Source organism: Ramlibacter sp. JJN2-2R, assembly GCF_057747835.1.
Genome location: NZ_CM173226.1, coordinates 3,033,783 through 3,048,770 on the forward strand (window position 1 = coordinate 3,033,783; position 14,988 = coordinate 3,048,770).

Genomic DNA, 14,988 nt, shown 5'->3' on the forward strand with positions numbered 1-14,988 from the left:
GTCATGCAGATCACCCAAGGCCCCAACGACTTCCTCATCCTCGTCGTCCTCGGCTTCACAACCTTCCTGCTGCTCGTGGAAGGGCTCTACCTGCTGTGGAAGTCCCACCGGGGCCCGGAAGCCACGCGCCTGAAGAGGCGGCTGACGTCGCTGTCGGCGGCGAGCGACCGCGGCGCGCAATCGCAGGTGCTGCGGCAGCGGATGCTCAGCGAGTTGCCTACCCTCGAGCGCATCCTGCAACGCATGCCCCGCATGCACCACCTCGATCGCGTGCTGCTGCAATCCGGCCTGACCTGGACCGTGTCCGGCGTGCTCCTGGCCACCGCGGGCGCGGCCGTCGCCGGCTGGGTCATCGCCGATCAGCTGATCAACTTCTCGTCGTTGCTCACGCCGCTCGTCGCGGCCGGCGCCGCTGCGCTCCCGCTGGCCTATGTCCTGCGCAAGCGGTCGCGCCGGCTGGCCGCCATCCAGCGCCAACTGCCCGACACGCTCGACCTGATGACGCGCGCGCTGCGAGCCGGGCACGCCTTTACTTCGGCGCTGAAGATGGCCGGCGAGGAAACGAGCGAGCCCATCGCGGGCGAGTTCCGCACCGTGCACGACCAGATGAACTTCGGCGTCTCGCTGCAGCAGGCGCTGACCAACCTGAGCGAACGGGTGCCCATCACCGACCTGCGTTATTTCGTCGTCGCCGTGCTGATCCAGCGCGACTCGGGCGGCAACCTGACCGAGATCCTCACCAGCCTGAGCAGCCTGATCCGCCAGCGTGCCAAGCTCCTGGCAAAGGTGAAGGTGCTGTCATCGGAAGGGCGGCTTTCCGCCTGGATCCTGGGGATCATGCCCTTTGCCCTGGCGTTCGTGCTGAACCTCGCCAACCCCAAGTTCATGAGTGTCCTGTGGACCGACCCGATGGGCATCTCGATCATCAAATACATGCTGATCCTGATGGCGTTCGGTGCGCTGCTGATGCGCAAGATCGTCCGCATCCGCGTCTAGGAGGCCGCTGCCATGATCATCCTGTCCGCCCTCGTGTTCATCTGCGTCGTGCTGCTGGCCGCCGCCGGCTTCACGTTCTACGCGCCCAGCAAGACGCAGCAGCGGCTGCAGGGCTTCGCGGCGCCGCAGCAGCCCTCCGACTGGACGGAAACCTTCGTCAAGGTCGCCGGCCCGTTCGCCAGGCTCTCGACCCCCAGCGGGGACTGGGAGTCGTCGCCCTTGCGGCAGCGCTTCCTCAATGCCGGCATCCGCCGCGAGGATGCCCGGCTGCTGTACTTCGGCGCCAAGGGGTTGCTGCCGCTGCTGTTCGCGAGCATCACGTTCTTCCTGGCACGCGCCCTCAGCCAGTCGGTCGGCCTCGGCCTGCTGTTGATGATCCTGGTGGCGGCCCTGGTCGGCTGCTACCTGCCGAACCTGGTGATCTGGCACAAGCGGCAAGAGCGGCAGCGCGAGATCTTCGAGACATTCCCCGATGCCGCGGATCTCATGCTGGTGTGCGTAGAGGCCGGCCTGGGCCTGGACGCCAGCCTGACGAAGGTGGCGGAGGAGATGAAGCGCAAGAGCGTCGCGCTCGCCGAGGAGCTGCACCTGACCAACCTGGAAATGCGCGCCGGCGGCACCCGCGAGCAGGCTCTGCGCAACCTCGCCCTGCGCACCGGCATCGAGGAGATCGGCACCTTCGCCACCATGCTCACGCAGGCCGACAAGTTCGGCACCAGCGTCGGCGACTCGCTCCGGGTCTTCTCCGATGACCTGCGCTACAAGCGGCAAGTGGCGGCGGAGGAACGCGCCGCGAAGATCCCGACCAAGATGCTGCTGCCCCTGGTGCTGTTCATCTTCCCGTCGGTGATCATGGTCATCCTTGGGCCGGCGCTGATCACGATCATTCGGACCGTCCTGCCAATGCTCAGCCACAAGTGAGTCCGGCCGGGCGACCCGGCCGACGGCCTCCTACGAGGAGGTGGCCATCGTCACCGGCGCCTACGACCCGGTGGACGGCGGCTCCCTCGCGCGCTGACGTCGCGGCGGCGCTTTGCTACAGTGCGCCGCCCATGACCACCCAAGCCGCCCTGTTCGACCTCGGCGGCGTCGTGCTCCACGTCGACTGGGAGCCGGCGCTCGTCCATTGGTCCACCCATTCATCGCTGCCCGCCACGGCGGTGCGGCAGCGCTTCGTCGTCGACGACGCCTTCCGCCGCCACGAGACCGGGCACCTGCCGCCCGAGGGCTACTTCGCGCACCTGCGCGAGACGCTCGGGTTGCGCTGCGGCGACGACGCCATCCGCCACGGCTGGAACGCCATCCTGCTGCACGAGATCTCGGAAACGGTGGAGCTGCTCGATGCGCTGCGCGCCCGCGGCCTGCCGTGCCATGCGCTGTCGAACACGAACGCCACCCACGTCGCGGCGATCGAGCGCGCCTTCCCCGCCCTGCTGCCGCGCTTCGACCGGGTGTTCGTCTCGCACGAGATCGGCCACCGCAAGCCCGCGCCGCCCGCGTTCGAGCACGTGCTGCAGGCGCTCGACCTGCCGGCGCCGTCGATCCTCTTCTTCGACGACCTGCCCGACAACGTCGAGGCCGCGCGCCAGCTGGGCCTGGATGCCGTGCTGGTGGGCGGACCGGGGGACGTGCGGCACGCGCTCGAGCAGCGCGGGCTCGCCTAGGCCTCGCGAAGCTCTCAGACCCGCCGCTTCGTCCGGCTCCGCGCCCGGCGTCAGGCGCGGAGGCCGGCCGCGATCTCGCGCAGCGGCAGCGTGCGCAGCCGCGCGGCCGCCCACTCGATCGAGCGCGGATGGCCGCGCAGGCGCTCGCACACGTGCGCCACGTCCGCGGCGGTGGAGGCATCGAGCGCGAAGCCGGGCTGGGCGTCGCGCGCGCGTTCGACGAACAGCTGGACGGAAGCGCAGGTCAGCAGGGCCTGCGGGGTGGTCAGCGATTCCTCGCCCGGCGTGGGCATGGCGGCCAGCGGCAGGATCGCCTCGTCGTCCACGCCGAGGGGGCCGCGGCCGGTGGCCAGGATGCGCAACTCGGGGCAGGCGCGCAGCAACTGCCCGCACACGGCCGCGCAGGCGGCACTCGCATGTTCGCAGCCGTCCAGCAAGAGCAGCAGGCGGCCGCGCGGCGCCAGGCGGGCGGCCAGCGCCTCCATCGACGGCATCTCGGCCGGCTCGCCGAAGGCCGCGGCGATGCGCTGCGGCACCAGCGCCGGACCGGCCTGCGCATCGAGGCCGGCGAACCACACGCTGCCGGGAAACGTCCAGGCCTGCAAGGCCGCGGCCTGGATCGCCAGCCGCGTCTTGCCGATGCCGTGCAGGCCCGTGATCGTCAGCAGGCGATGCCGAGCCAGCAGGTCGGCGGCCAGCGCGAGTTCGTGTTCGCGGTCAACGAAGCTGGTGGCCGGCTGCGGCAGGTTGCCGGTCTTGGCCGGCCGGGTGGTGATGCGCAGCGCCGCCGGCGCCGCCGGCGCCTGCACCGGCTGCTCGTCCGCGTCGGCGGCCCAGAGCGGGCCGGTGAAGCGGTAGCCGCGGCCGGGCACGGTGGCGATCGCCTGCGTGCCCATGACCTTGCGCAGGGCGCTGATGTGGACCTGCAGGTTGTTTTCCTCCACGATCGTGTCGGGCCAGACCAGGTCAATGAGTTCGCGCTTGGAGACCACGCGGTCCCGGCGCTCGATCAGGGCGACCAGCAGGTCGAAGGCCCTGGCCCCGAGCGCGCAGACCTGCCCCTGCCTCAGCACCGCTCGCCGGTCGGGATCGATCACCAGGTCCTGGAATCGCCACGGCGCCAGGCGCCGATCCCCCGGTGGCGTCCCTTCAGATCGATTCAGGCCCATGGTGCACTTCCTTCAGGACTCTTCAGGCCCTGGTGTCCATCATCGCGTGCAAGTCAAGTCCGCACCAAGGAGTCCGACATGCACACCCACTTCCATTCACCGCTGCCGCCGCTGGCCAAGCCCACGCGCGCAGCTCTCGCCGTCGCCGCCGTGTTCGTGACCTGCACTCTCTTCTACGGCGTCATCGCCGGCATGACCACGGACACGCTGGCCGACTTCCCGGTTCAACTGTCGCTGGCGTCGATCTTCGGCACCTGAGCGTGGCAACCGGCATCGTCACGGCGCGGCCCTGGGGGCCGAGTTATAGGTGCGCGCCGGGGGTGGCCACAAGCGCGGTTCACATCTTGATGGGGATTGTTTCGCCGGCAGGCTGCGATGCCCGTTCGTGGTGCGGCCCGCGCGCCATGCCGCGCTAGCATGGCCGCATGAGCACCTTCGCCGCCGTCGACCTGGCCCACGCCAGCCGCCTGGTCAACCACGGGCCCACCGTGCTCGTCACGAGCGTGCACCAGGGGCGCCGCAACATCATGGCGGCCGCCTGGTCGATGCCGGTCGAGTTCACGCCGCCGCGCATCGCCATCGTGATCGACAAGAAGACCTACACGCGCGAGCTCGTGCTGGCGAGTGGCGCGTTCGGCATCTGCCTGCCCGGCACGGCGCTGGTCGACCTGACCTATGCGGTCGGCAGCACGAGCGGGCGCGACGTCGACAAGTTCCAGCGCCACGGCATCGCGGCGCGGCCCGGGCCGGTGCTCGGCCTTCCCGTGCTCGAGTCGGGCTGCGCGGCCTGGCTCGAATGCCGTCTCATCCGCGAGCCGCACGCCGAGGACGCCTACGACACCTGCTTCGGCGAGGTGGTGGCGGCGGCGGCCGATGCGAGGATCTTCGCCGGCGGGCACTGGGACTTCCGGCCCGGCAACAGCGAACTGCAGACCATCCACCACCTGGGCGGCGGCAACTTCGTGCGCGCCGGCGGCACGATCCGGGCCAAGCCGATCTGAGGACGGGGGCCGCGCAGCGCGCGCCCGCTCACTGGTCCATGTAGAGCCACTGCTCCTCGGGCAGCGCCGCGAGGAAGTCGTGGATGGCCTGAAGGGCGCCGGACTGCTCGGCCCACTCGATCTGGTCGCGCAGGCGCAGGCGCTTCTGCATCGGCGAGACGGCGGCCCAGGCCGGGCCGTCGATCGGCGGCGGCGGCTCGATCGCACGCCCCTTGTGCTCGCGCGCCGGCAGCAGCCCATGCAGCCGGGCCCAGGCGGCCGGCATCGGGCAGGCGCGGTTGTTGCGGCGGGCCAGGACCATCACCTGGTCCAGCGTCAGCGCCTTCCTCGGCCGCGGGGTGGGCACGAGCGGCGCGGCCCCCGAGTCCAGCGGCTGCGTGGCCATGAAGGCGCGGGCACCGGTGGGCGCCTGCCCGGGCTCGGTGGGCGCGAACGGCATCTCGTGCGCCTTCTGCAGCGCCTCGAACCGCTGCCAGGCCGACTCGCTGGTCTCCTCCAGCGCCATCGGCGCCGTGGCGCGGTCGCCCGGGAAGAACGGAACGAGGGGAGGTTGCGACGACTTGGCCATGCGACCGGCCATGATACGGGCCGCTGCTTGCGCCGGCCTGTCGGCGCGATGCCGCCGCAAGCCGCCGTTGCAATTGGCGCGCGCCGACCGCGACTTCCGTCACGGTCAGTGGGCCTTCTCCCAGTTCTCGCCGACGCCGATCTCCGCCAGCAGCGGCACGCGCAGTTCCGCCACGCCGGCCATCAGGCGCGGGATCTCGGTGCGCACCCACTCCACCTCCGCCTCGGGCACCTCGAACACCAGTTCGTCGTGCACCTGCATGATCATGAGCGTGCCGCGCCCCTCGGCATCCAGCACGTCCTGGATCTTCACCATCGACAGCTTGATCAGGTCGGCGGCCGTGCCCTGCATGGGCGCGTTGATGGCGGCGCGCTCGGCGCCGCCGCGGCGCGGCCCGTTGGGCGAGTTGATCTCGGGCAGGTACAGGCGGCGCCCGAACACCGTCTCGACGTAGCCACGCTCCTTGGCCGAGGCGCGGGTCTCGTCCATGTACTGCTTCACGCCGGGATAGCGCTGGAAGTAGCGGTCGATGTACGCCGCGGCCGCCTTGGTCTCGATGCCCAGGTTGCGCGCGAGGCCGAAGCTGCTCATGCCATAGATCAGGCCGAAGTTGATCACCTTGGCGTAGCGGCGCTGCTCGCTGGAGACCTGGTCGGGCGCCACGCCGAACACCTCGCTCGCGGTGGCGCGGTGCACGTCCAGGCCCTCGGTGAAGGCGCGCAGCAGCGCCGGATCCTCGGACAGGTGGGCCATGATCCGCAGCTCGATCTGGCTGTAGTCGGCGCTGGCGATCGCACGCCCGGGCGGCGCGACGAAGGCCTCGCGCACGCGGCGGCCCTCGGCGGTCTTGACCGGGATGTTCTGCAGGTTCGGCTCGTTGGACGACAGCCGCCCGGTCACCGCGACGGCCTGCGCGTAGTGCGTGTGCACGCGGCCGGTGCGCGGATGCGCCATCTGCGCCAGCTTGTCGGTGTAGGTGCCCTTGAGCTTGGACAGGCCGCGGTGCTCCAGGATCTTGGCCGGCAGCGGGTAGTCCTCGGCCAGCTTCTCCAGCACCTCCTCGTCGGTGCTGGGCGCGCCGCTGGCGGTCTTCTTGACCACCGGCAGGCCCAGCTTGCCGAAGAAGATCTCGCCGATCTGCTTGGGGCTGCCCAGGTTGAACGGCTGGCCCGCCAGGTCGTGCGCCTCGCGCTCCAGCTGCATGATGCGCTGGCCCAGCTCGTGGCTCTGGCGCGCCAGCGTGCCGGCGTCGATCAGCACGCCGTTGCGCTCGATGCGGTACAGCGTCTCGCTGCTGCGCATCTCCAGGTCGTAGATGAAGCGCAGCCTGGCATCGCGCTCCAGCCGCGGCCACAGCGTCAGGTGCACGTCCAGCGTCTGGTCCGAGTCCTCGCACGAGTACTCGGCCGCCTTGTCGATCGGCACCTGCTGGAACGGGATCTGGTGCGCCCCCTTGCCGGCGATGGTCTCGAAGTCGATGCCGCTCCTGCCCAGGTGGCGCTCGGCCAGCGAGGCCAGGCCGTGCGGCTTGTGCACCTCCAGCACGTAGCTTTGCAGCATGGTGTCGTGCGCGTAGCCGCGCACCTCGATGCCGTGGTTGGCGAACACGTGGCGGTCGTACTTCACGTGCTGGCCCAGCTTGGGCCGCCCGGCGTCCTCCAGCCAGGGCTTCAGGCGCGCCAGCACCTCCTCGCGCGGCAGCTGGTCGGGCGCGCCGGCGTAGCTGTGCGCCAGCGGTACGTAGGCCGCGACGCCCGGCTCGACCGAGAACGACAGGCCAACGATCTCGGCCACCATCTCGTCCAGCGAACTCGTTTCCGTGTCCAGCGCCACGAGCGGCGCCGCCTGCAGCCGCGGCAGCCAGGCGTCGAACTGCGCCCAGGTGAGAACGGTCTCGTACTGCAGGTTGGTCGCGCGCGACAGCCCGGACAGGTCCGGCTCCTCGAACAGCCCGCCGCCGGCGGTGCCCACCTTGCGGCGCGACTTGTGCTCCTCCAGCAGCTCCGGCGGCACGTCGTGCAGCTCCAGCTGCTTGACCAGGCCGCGCAAACCGAACCGCTCGTAGAAGGCCTTGAGCCGCTCGATGTCCTGGCCGCCGATGACGATGTCCTCCAGCGACGGCAGGCCGGGGATGTGGTCCTTCAGGTCGCAGTCCTTGCGGATCGTCAGCAGCGCGCGGCCGGTGGGCAGCCAGCCGAGCGCCTGGCGCAGGTTCTCGCCGACGGCGCCCTTGACCTCGTGGGCGCGCTCGATCAGCGCGTCGAGCGAGCCGTACTCCTGCAGCAGCTTGACCGCCGTCTTCGGGCCGACCTTGTTCACGCCCGGCACGTTGTCGACCGAGTCGCCCACCAGCGCCTGGTAGTCCACCATCAGCCTGGGCGGCACGCCGAACTCGGCCTCCACCCCCGCCAGGTCGCGCACCTTGTCGTTCATGGTGTCGATGACGGTGACGTACTCGTCCACCAGCTGCGACAGGTCCTTGTCGCCCGAGGAGATCACGGTGCGGATGCCCAGCTCGCGCGCCATGCACGACAGCGTGCCGATCACGTCGTCGGCCTCCACGCCGGGCACGTTCAGCACCTTCCAGCCGAGCAGCCGCACCACCTCGTGGATCGGCTCGATCTGCGTGCGCAGCTCGTCGGGCATCGGCGAGCGGTGCGCCTTGTACTCGGGGTACAGGTCGTCGCGGAAGGTCTTGCCCGGCGCATCGAACACGCACGCCGCGTAGTCGGCGCGCACGTCCTTGCGCAGCTTCTGCATCATGTTGATCATCCCGCGGATCGCGCCCGTGGCCGGGCTCGTCGGGTCCCCCGGCACGGCCCGCAAATCGGGCATGGCATGGAAGGCGCGGTACAGGTAGCTGGAGCCGTCCACCAGCAGCAGGGTCTTGGGGTGGCTGGACGCGTCGGATTCGCTCATGCCGGGATTGTCGCCGCGCGCGCGGCGCCCGGGCCGCCGCCTACAATCGCGGCATGCGTTCCCCCTTCCTCGCCGCCGCCCTGCTCCTCGCGCTCGCGGGCGCGGCCCACGCGCAGCAGGCCGGCGACGCCGCGGCCGAGGGCCGCCGCAACCAGAAGGTCGAGCGGCTCGTGCACGAGGACGAGGGCAGCCGGATCGAGGAGATCCGCTACGCCGGCCAGGCCCAGAGCATCACGGTGCAACCCAAGGCCGCCGTCCCCGAGTACTCGGTGGAGCCGTCCAACCTCTCGCGCAACCGCCCCCGGGAAGACCGTAGCGGCAGCTCCGAGGCGGGCGGCACCCGGTACTGGAACGTCCTGAAGTTCTGAGCCCCGCCGATGGCCGTCTTCACCGAGGTTCCGGAGGACGTCGCGCGCGAGCTGCTCGCGCGGCTGGGCCTGGGCGAGCTGCGCGAGCTGCGCGGCATCCAGGGCGGCATCGAGAACACCAACTACTTCGCCGTCACCGAGCGGGACGGCGAGCGCGCCGACTGGGTGCTGACCCTGTTCGAGCGGCTCGGCTTCGAGCAGCTGCCGTTCTACCTGCAGCTGATGAAGCACCTGGCCCAGCGCGGCATCCCGGTGCCCGACCCCCAGGCCGACCGCGACGGCGACCTGCTGCACACCGTGTGCGGCAAGCCGGCGGCGGTGGTCAACCGCCTGCGCGGCCACAGCGAGCTGGCGCCGGTGGCCGCGCACTGCGCCAGCGTGGGCGAGATGCTCGCGCGCATGCACCTGGCCGGGCGCGACTTCCCGCTGCGGCAGCCCAACCTGCGCGGGCTGGCGTGGTGGAACGAGACCATCCCGGTGGTGCTTCCCTTCGTCGATCCGCCGCAGGCCGACCTGCTGCGCAGCGAGCTGGCGTTCCAGAACCACGTCGCCGCCTCGTCCGCGTACGCCGCCCTGCCGCGCGGCGCGATCCATGCCGACCTGTTCCGCGACAACGCGATGTTCGAGGACGGCGCCCTCACCGGCTTCTTCGACTTCTACTTCGCCGGCGTCGACACCTGGCTGTTCGACGTCGCCGTCTGCCTGAACGACTGGTGCATCGACCTGCCCACCGGCGCGCACGATCCCGTGCGCGCCGATGCGTTCCTGCGCGCGTACGACCGGCTGCGGCCGCTGTCCGCGGCCGAACGGCGCCTGCTGCCCGCCATGGCGCGCGCGGGCGCGCTGCGCTTCTGGGTCTCGCGCCTGTGGGACCTGCACCTGCCGCGCGAGGCCTCGCTGCTCAAGCCGCACGACCCCGGCCACTTCGAGCGCGTGCTGCGCCAGCGCGTGCGGCATCCCGTCCACGCGTAGCGGCGCCTGCGCCTTCACGCCCCATGCGTTAAATTCCTCGCGCAGCGGGCCGGCGCCGCGCCGGCGCCTGCAACCTCCCGAATCCGGCCCGCCCTCCCGACCGCCTCCGCCATGAAACTCAACGTCGTCCCGCCGCGCACCGGCATGCTCTGGGTCCGCCTGGGCATCCGGACCTTCCTGCGGCAGCCGCTCGCCCTCGCGGGACTGTTCTTCATGTACACGGCCGCCGTGATGCTGGTCGCGCAGATCCCCGTCGTGGGCCTGCTGGTGGCCGGCCTGTTCGTGCCCGCCGCCACGCTGGGCCTGATGGCCGCCACCGCGGAAGCGGCGAGCGGGCGGTTCCCGCTGCCCACGGTGCTGGTGAGCGCCTTTCGCGCCGGCCGCCAGCGCGCACGCGCGATGCTGGTGCTGGGCGTGATCTACACCGTCGGCTCGCTGCTCGCCAGCGCGCTCGGCTCGCTGGCCGGCGACCCCAAGGCCGCCGCCGGCGGCGCGCAGGCGCTGGACGGCACGCTGCTGCTCACGCTGGCGTTGCACACCCCGCTCTTCCTGATGTTCTGGCACGCGCCGGCCCTGGTGCACTGGCACGGCATCGCGCCGGCCAAGAGCCTGTTCTTCAGCGTCGTGGCCTGCTGGCGCAACATGGGCGCGCTGCTGGTGTTCGGGCTCGGCTGGACGGGCGTGTTCCTGGCCGTGGGCATCGTGCTGGGGCTGGTCGCCGGCCTGGCCGGCGGCGCCACCGCGGTGAACGCCGTGATGATGCCCGCCGCGCTGCTGCTGGCGGCGATGTTCTCGACCTCGCTCTACTTCACCTTCCGCGACAGCTTCACCGCGGACGCGGCCGACGCGCCCGCCGCGATCCCCGGACAACTCTCCTGACCCGGTAGGCCGCACCGAAGCCGCGGGCCTCCGCTCCCGGCCCAGCGGCATCGTGCGGACCGCCACCGGCTGGTCGCGCGCCGCGGCGACGGCACAGCTCGACCGCGCGACCCGGCCGCGACCCTAGAATCGTCCCCACTCGAGGCGGGGGCTCGTCGTGCACAAGGTGTTTCACAGCCGGCATTTCCGCGGCCTGCTCACGGGCGGCGCCGTGCTGGTGCTCGTGCACGCGGCCGGCACGGTGGGCTACCACGCCATCGGCGCGCCCGGGGCCACCTGGGTCGACAGTTTCTACATGACGTTCATCACCGTGGCCACCATCGGCTACGCGGAAGTCGTCGACCTCACCAACCACCCGTACGGCCGCCTGTTCACGGTGGCCGTGGCCGTGGTGGGGATCGCCAACCTGAGCTACCTGTTCTCGACCTTCCTGGCGCTGCTGATCGAATCCGACCTCAACGCCGCCTTCAGGAGACGCCGCATGGAACGGCAGATCGCCGCCCTCTCGGGGCACTACATCGTCTGCGGCATCGGCCGCGTCGGCACCAACGTGGCCAACGAGCTCGTGCGCACGAAGCGGCGCTTCGTGGTCATCGAACGCGACCCGGACGCCATGGCCCGCTGGCTGGAGCATCACCCCGACACGCTGCAGCTGCAGGCGGACGCCGCCGACGACGACGCCCTGCGGCACGCCGGCGTGCACCGGGCGGCCGGCGTCTTCGCGGTCACCGGCGACGACAGCCACAACCTGATGGTCGCCCTGTCGGTCAAGCTGCTCAACGCCAAGGCGCGCGTGGTGGCGCGGCTGCACGACGTGCGCAACGCCGACAAGGCGCGCCGCGCCGGCGCCGACGAGATCGTCTCGCCCGACTTCACAGGCGGCATGCGCATCGCGTCGGCCATGATCCGCCCGCACGTGGTGACCTTCATGGACCAGATGCTGCGCAGCGACGAGGGCCTGCGCGTCGAGGAGGTGGTCGTCCCGGCCGGCCACCCGGCGCGCCCGGTCGCCGAGCTGGTGCCCCGCTCGCGCGAGTACATCCTGATGGCCGCGCACGAGCGCGGCCAGTGGGTGTTCAACCCGCCGGACGACCACGTGGTGCAACCGGGCACCGCCCTGGTGCTCATGACCAACCCGGGCGCGCGTGCGCACCTGGAACGCCTCCTCGCCGGCGCCGCGTCGCAGGGATGACGCCCGCATCGTGTTGAGGAGTTTGCTGACAGCGCGCGCGCCACCTTCCCGCTGAAATGGGGCCAACGGACAGACGAAAGGAGTACGCCATGTCCCAGCAAGCCCTCATTCGCGGCGAGGTGTGTTTCCGTGCCGGCGACGGCATGCTGATGCCCATCCCCGACGGCCCGGTCGACATCGAGATCGCCGACGACAGCGTCACGCTCGGCTGGATGGACGGTGCCGACCCGAACTCGGCCGCCATGCCGCGCGACGAATTCGACCGCTATGTGCGCGAGGGGAAGATCCGCCTGGAAAGCTGATCCCCAAGCACGCCCCCAACGAAAAAGGCCGGGTTCCCCGGCCTTTTTCCTTGTGCGGTCCCGCCTCAGCGCATGAAGAGCTTGGAGAACACGATGCCCACGGCGAAGGCGATGCCGACGGCGGCCAGCGGGTTGGCGCGCACCTGCTCGCGGGTCATGTCGCCGTACTCCTGCTGCCAGCCCATCATCTTGTCGCTGCTCGCGCCGATCGTCTGCTCGAGGCGGTCCACGGCCTCGTGCGCCTTCTGGGCCAGGCGCTGCACGGTGCCGCTGTCCATCGTGGACGACGAGCCCGTGGCGGTGGTGGTGCCGGTGGTGGCGCTGGTCGGGAAGGGAGAGCCGGTGGTGGTGCTGGTGCTGGTGTCGCTGTTCATCGTGGTCGCTCCGTTGCTGTTCATGGGGAGGACCGGCGGGCGCCGGTGCTGGCAAGCACTTTAGGAAGCCCAGCGTTGGGGCCCTGTCGTCCCGCGCGACCATGGTTTGTGGGACAAGTCCTGCACCGGCGCGCGCCGCTATGATGGGCTGCGATCCCAGCCCCGAGCATGTCCACCGCTTCCAGCCCGGCGCCGCAAGGCGCGATCACCGACGTCCGCGGCATCGAGGTCGGCCATTGGACCGATTCCCGCCGGCCGACCGGCTGCACGGCCGTGCTGGCGCGCGAGGGCGCGGTCGCCGGCGTGGACGTGCGCGGCGCCGCCCCCGGCACGCGCGAGACCGACCTGCTCGCCCCGACCAACCTGGTCGAGCGCGTGCACGCCGTCATGCTCTCGGGCGGCAGCGCCTGGGGGCTCGATGCGGCCTCCGGCGCGATGCGCTGGCTCGAGCAGCACGGCATCGGCCTGGAAGTGGGCCCCGGCCGGGTGCCCATCGTCCCGGCGGCAGTCCTGTTCGACCTGTACCTGGGCGACCCGTCGCTGCGCCCCGATGCGCAGGCCGGGTATGCCGCGTGCGAAGCGGCGAGCGGCCAGCCGCCCGAGGAAGGCTGCGTCGGCGCGGGCACGGGCGCCGTCGTGGGCAAGATCTTCGGCATCGAGCGGGCCATGAAGGGCGGCATCGGCACCGCCTCGGTCCGCGTCGGCGCCTTCACCGTCGGCGCCCTGGTCGCCTGCAATGCGCTGGGCGACGTGGTCGATCCGGCCAGCGGCCGCATCGTCGCCGGCGCACGCCGGGCCGACGGCTACGAGCTGCTCGATTCGCGCCGCGCGCTGCTGGAGGGCATGCCGCCCCGGCGCCTGGTCGCGGCGGCCAACACCACCATCGGCGTCATCGCCACCGATGCCGTGCTGACCAAGGCGCAGGCGGCGCGGCTGGCGACCGTGGGCCACGACGGCCTGGCGCGCGCCATCAATCCGGTCCACACCATGCTCGACGGCGACACGCTGTTCGCGCTGGGCACCGGCGCCAGCGGCGAGGCGGCCGAGATGATGCTGCTGTCCACCATGGCCGCCGAGGCCGTCGCCCTGGCCACCGTGCGCGCGGTGCGCGCCGCCAGGTCCGTCACCGTCGGTGCGTTGTCCCTGCCGGCTGCGGGCGACCTGCCGCCCACGGGCGACCTGCCGTGAAGATGAAGATGACCCAGGCCATCCGCTACACCGTGCTGTCGGTGCGCGACCTGCTGATCTCCGCCGGCCCGCTCGCCGTGCTGGCGGTTGCGCTGCTGGTGCTCGCCTATCTCTGGCTCGACCCCAACCCGCCCAAGCGGGTGCGGCTGGCCACGGGCCCGGCGCAGAGCGCCTACGACGAATTCGGCAAGCGCTACCAGGCCGAGCTGGCCCGCTACGGCATCCACGTCGAGCTGGTGCCCAGCGCGGGCTCGATCGCCAACGAGCGCCTGCTGCGCGAGGGCAAGGCCGACCTGGCCTTCGTGCAGGGCGGCACGACCTCGGGCCGCTCCGAGGCGGAGGTCGCCGCCCGCATCCAGGGGCTGCAGTCGCTGGGCAGCCTGTTCGTCGAGCCGGTGTGGCTGTTCTACCGGGAGGACGCGGCCAGGAAGAAGTCGCCCGACGCGACCCTGCGCGGGCTGACCGACCTGGCCGGCCTGCGCGTCAACACCGGCGGGCGCGGCAGCGGCGTGCCGCGGCTGATGCGCCAGCTGTTCGAGGCCAACCACATCGAGCCGGCGAGCATGACGCTGTCGCAGCTGGAGGAGACGCCCGCCACCGCGTCCTTCCTCGAAGGCGGCATCGATGCCATCGTGTTCGCGTCCGCCCCCGAGTCGCTGATGGTGCAGATGCTGCTGCAGACGCCGGGCGTCAAGCTGATGGACTTCACGCAGAACGAGGCCTACTCGCGCCGGTTCGCCTTCCTGTCGCCGGCGGTGCTGCCGCGCGGCATCGTCGACCTGGCCCGCGACCTGCCGCCGCAGGACGTGCGCCTGGTGGCCACCACCACCGCGCTGCTCACGCGCGACCAGACGCACCCGGCGCTGGTGCAGCTGTTCGCGCAGGCCGCCCGCACCATCCACAGCCCCGCGGGCTGGTTCAACCGGGCGCGCGCCTTCCCCACCATCGAGCAGAGCCAGTACCCGATCTCGCGCGAGGCCGAGCGCGCCATCCAGGGCGGCATGCCGTTCCTGCAGCGCTACCTGCCGTTCTGGCTGGCCAACCTGGTCGAGCGCATGTGGCTGGCGCTGGGCATCATCATCGCGGTGCTGCTGCCGCTGTCGCGCATCGTGCCGCCGCTGTACACGTTCCGCATCCGCTCGCGCGTGTTCCGCTGGTACGCGCAGCTGCGCGCGATCGAGGAGCGCCGCGCGCAGGAGCCCGACAGCGTGCCCGAGCTGGTGCACGAGCTCGACGCGCTGGAGCAGCGCGTGGCGCGCGTGAACGTGCCGCTGTCCTATGCGGACGAGCTGTACGCCCTACGCAGCAACATCAACCTGGTGCGCCTGCGCCTGGCGGCCGCGCCGGCCGAGGGCGACGGGCAGCCGGCCTGAGCCCGCCGCGGGCGCCGGGGCGC

General features: G+C 71.4%; 16 protein-coding genes. 12 read left to right on the plus strand and 4 right to left on the minus strand.

The genetic code is table 11. The annotated features are described in order from the left end of the window. Positions 1 to 3 precede the first annotated feature (3 nt). The 3 genes from AC3ANR_RS14710 (at position 4) to AC3ANR_RS14720 (ending at position 2,660) form a co-directional block, all read left to right on the plus strand. Positions 4 to 996 carry a type II secretion system F family protein gene (locus AC3ANR_RS14710; RefSeq protein WP_488288848.1) on the plus strand — a complete coding sequence of 331 codons (993 nt, stop codon included), beginning with the start codon at positions 4 to 6 and terminating at the stop codon, positions 994 to 996. A gap of 12 nt (positions 997 to 1,008) precedes the next feature. Then, on the plus strand, positions 1,009 to 1,917 hold the full coding sequence (locus tag AC3ANR_RS14715; RefSeq protein WP_488288849.1) for a type II secretion system F family protein: 909 nt from the start codon (positions 1,009 to 1,011) through the stop codon (positions 1,915 to 1,917). 131 nt (positions 1,918 to 2,048) lie between these two features. Further along, on the plus strand, positions 2,049 to 2,660 hold the full coding sequence (locus tag AC3ANR_RS14720) for an HAD family hydrolase (RefSeq protein WP_488288850.1): 612 nt from the start codon (positions 2,049 to 2,051) through the stop codon (positions 2,658 to 2,660). Positions 2,661 to 2,710: 50 nt separating this feature from the next. Here AC3ANR_RS14720 and AC3ANR_RS14725 read toward each other — a convergent pair whose 3' ends face one another. Then, a complete protein-coding gene (locus AC3ANR_RS14725) occupies positions 2,711 to 3,757 on the minus strand; it encodes a winged helix-turn-helix domain-containing protein (protein ID WP_488288851.1) in 1,047 nt (348 codons plus the stop codon). Positions 3,758 to 3,907: 150 nt separating this feature from the next. Here AC3ANR_RS14725 and AC3ANR_RS14730 point away from each other — a divergent pair, with 150 nt between their 5' ends. Continuing rightward, positions 3,908 to 4,087, plus strand: a complete 180-nt coding sequence (locus tag AC3ANR_RS14730) for a hypothetical protein (protein WP_488288852.1) — start codon at positions 3,908 to 3,910, stop codon at positions 4,085 to 4,087. 167 nt (positions 4,088 to 4,254) lie between these two features. Continuing rightward, positions 4,255 to 4,830: a flavin reductase family protein gene (locus AC3ANR_RS14735; RefSeq protein ID WP_488288853.1), complete on the plus strand. Its 576-nt coding sequence runs from the start codon at positions 4,255 to 4,257 to the stop codon at positions 4,828 to 4,830. Positions 4,831 to 4,858: 28 nt separating this feature from the next. Here the strand turns inward: AC3ANR_RS14735 and AC3ANR_RS14740 are convergent, their stop codons facing one another. After that, complete coding sequence (locus tag AC3ANR_RS14740; protein ID WP_488288854.1) at positions 4,859 to 5,398, minus strand: hypothetical protein; 540 nt, start codon at positions 5,396 to 5,398, stop codon at positions 4,859 to 4,861. Positions 5,399 to 5,503: 105 nt separating this feature from the next. Then, entirely contained in the window at positions 5,504 to 8,317 is a 2,814-nt protein-coding gene (gene polA, locus AC3ANR_RS14745) for a DNA polymerase I (RefSeq protein WP_488288855.1), read from the minus strand. 53 nt (positions 8,318 to 8,370) lie between these two features. Here polA and AC3ANR_RS14750 point away from each other — a divergent pair, with 53 nt between their 5' ends. The 5 genes from AC3ANR_RS14750 (at position 8,371) to AC3ANR_RS14770 (ending at position 12,030) form a co-directional block, all read left to right on the plus strand. Beyond that, complete coding sequence (locus AC3ANR_RS14750; protein WP_488288856.1) at positions 8,371 to 8,685, plus strand: hypothetical protein; 315 nt, start codon at positions 8,371 to 8,373, stop codon at positions 8,683 to 8,685. 9 nt (positions 8,686 to 8,694) lie between these two features. After that, entirely contained in the window at positions 8,695 to 9,657 is a 963-nt protein-coding gene (locus AC3ANR_RS14755) for a homoserine kinase (RefSeq protein ID WP_488288857.1), read from the plus strand. Positions 9,658 to 9,768: 111 nt separating this feature from the next. After that, complete coding sequence (locus AC3ANR_RS14760; protein ID WP_488288858.1) at positions 9,769 to 10,536, plus strand: BPSS1780 family membrane protein; 768 nt, start codon at positions 9,769 to 9,771, stop codon at positions 10,534 to 10,536. A gap of 157 nt (positions 10,537 to 10,693) precedes the next feature. Next, positions 10,694 to 11,728 carry a potassium channel family protein gene (locus tag AC3ANR_RS14765; RefSeq protein WP_488288859.1) on the plus strand — a complete coding sequence of 345 codons (1,035 nt, stop codon included), beginning with the start codon at positions 10,694 to 10,696 and terminating at the stop codon, positions 11,726 to 11,728. Positions 11,729 to 11,817: 89 nt separating this feature from the next. Beyond that, positions 11,818 to 12,030 carry a hypothetical protein gene (locus AC3ANR_RS14770; protein WP_488288860.1) on the plus strand — a complete coding sequence of 71 codons (213 nt, stop codon included), beginning with the start codon at positions 11,818 to 11,820 and terminating at the stop codon, positions 12,028 to 12,030. 65 nt (positions 12,031 to 12,095) lie between these two features. On the opposite strand, the gene AC3ANR_RS14775 is transcribed toward AC3ANR_RS14770, so the two are convergent. Then, a complete protein-coding gene (locus AC3ANR_RS14775; RefSeq protein ID WP_488288861.1) occupies positions 12,096 to 12,404 on the minus strand; it encodes an ElaB/YgaM/YqjD family protein in 309 nt (102 codons plus the stop codon). A 168-nt stretch (positions 12,405 to 12,572) separates the two neighbouring features. On the opposite strand from AC3ANR_RS14775, the gene AC3ANR_RS14780 reads away from it, so the two are divergent. Then, the gene (locus AC3ANR_RS14780) at positions 12,573 to 13,592 is read left to right on the plus strand and encodes a P1 family peptidase (protein ID WP_488288862.1); all 1,020 of its coding nucleotides are present in this window, start codon (positions 12,573 to 12,575) and stop codon (positions 13,590 to 13,592) included. An 8-nt stretch (positions 13,593 to 13,600) separates the two neighbouring features. After that, a complete protein-coding gene (locus AC3ANR_RS14785; RefSeq protein WP_488288863.1) occupies positions 13,601 to 14,965 on the plus strand; it encodes a TAXI family TRAP transporter solute-binding subunit in 1,365 nt (454 codons plus the stop codon). Positions 14,966 to 14,988: the final 23 nt, after the last annotated feature.

What these genes read in the sequence shown, in the direction of transcription:
- AC3ANR_RS14735 (WP_488288853.1), top strand. Translation starts at nt 4,255, where the DNA reads ATGAGCACCTTCGCCGCCGTCGACCTGGCCCACGCCAGCCGCCTGGTC.
- AC3ANR_RS14720 (WP_488288850.1), top strand. Translation starts at nt 2,049, where the DNA reads ATGACCACCCAAGCCGCCCTGTTCGACCTCGGCGGCGTCGTGCTCCAC.
- polA (WP_488288855.1), bottom strand. Translation starts at nt 8,317, where the DNA reads ATGAGCGAATCCGACGCGTCCAGCCACCCCAAGACCCTGCTGCTGGTG.
- AC3ANR_RS14775 (WP_488288861.1), bottom strand. Translation starts at nt 12,404, where the DNA reads ATGAACAGCGACACCAGCACCAGCACCACCACCGGCTCTCCCTTCCCG.
- AC3ANR_RS14740 (WP_488288854.1), bottom strand. Translation starts at nt 5,398, where the DNA reads ATGGCCAAGTCGTCGCAACCTCCCCTCGTTCCGTTCTTCCCGGGCGAC.
- AC3ANR_RS14710 (WP_488288848.1), top strand. Translation starts at nt 4, where the DNA reads ATGCAGATCACCCAAGGCCCCAACGACTTCCTCATCCTCGTCGTCCTC.
- AC3ANR_RS14755 (WP_488288857.1), top strand. Translation starts at nt 8,695, where the DNA reads ATGGCCGTCTTCACCGAGGTTCCGGAGGACGTCGCGCGCGAGCTGCTC.
- AC3ANR_RS14750 (WP_488288856.1), top strand. Translation starts at nt 8,371, where the DNA reads ATGCGTTCCCCCTTCCTCGCCGCCGCCCTGCTCCTCGCGCTCGCGGGC.
- AC3ANR_RS14760 (WP_488288858.1), top strand. Translation starts at nt 9,769, where the DNA reads ATGAAACTCAACGTCGTCCCGCCGCGCACCGGCATGCTCTGGGTCCGC.
- AC3ANR_RS14715 (WP_488288849.1), top strand. Translation starts at nt 1,009, where the DNA reads ATGATCATCCTGTCCGCCCTCGTGTTCATCTGCGTCGTGCTGCTGGCC.
- AC3ANR_RS14785 (WP_488288863.1), top strand. Translation starts at nt 13,601, where the DNA reads ATGACCCAGGCCATCCGCTACACCGTGCTGTCGGTGCGCGACCTGCTG.
- AC3ANR_RS14770 (WP_488288860.1), top strand. Translation starts at nt 11,818, where the DNA reads ATGTCCCAGCAAGCCCTCATTCGCGGCGAGGTGTGTTTCCGTGCCGGC.
- AC3ANR_RS14780 (WP_488288862.1), top strand. Translation starts at nt 12,573, where the DNA reads ATGTCCACCGCTTCCAGCCCGGCGCCGCAAGGCGCGATCACCGACGTC.
- AC3ANR_RS14730 (WP_488288852.1), top strand. Translation starts at nt 3,908, where the DNA reads ATGCACACCCACTTCCATTCACCGCTGCCGCCGCTGGCCAAGCCCACG.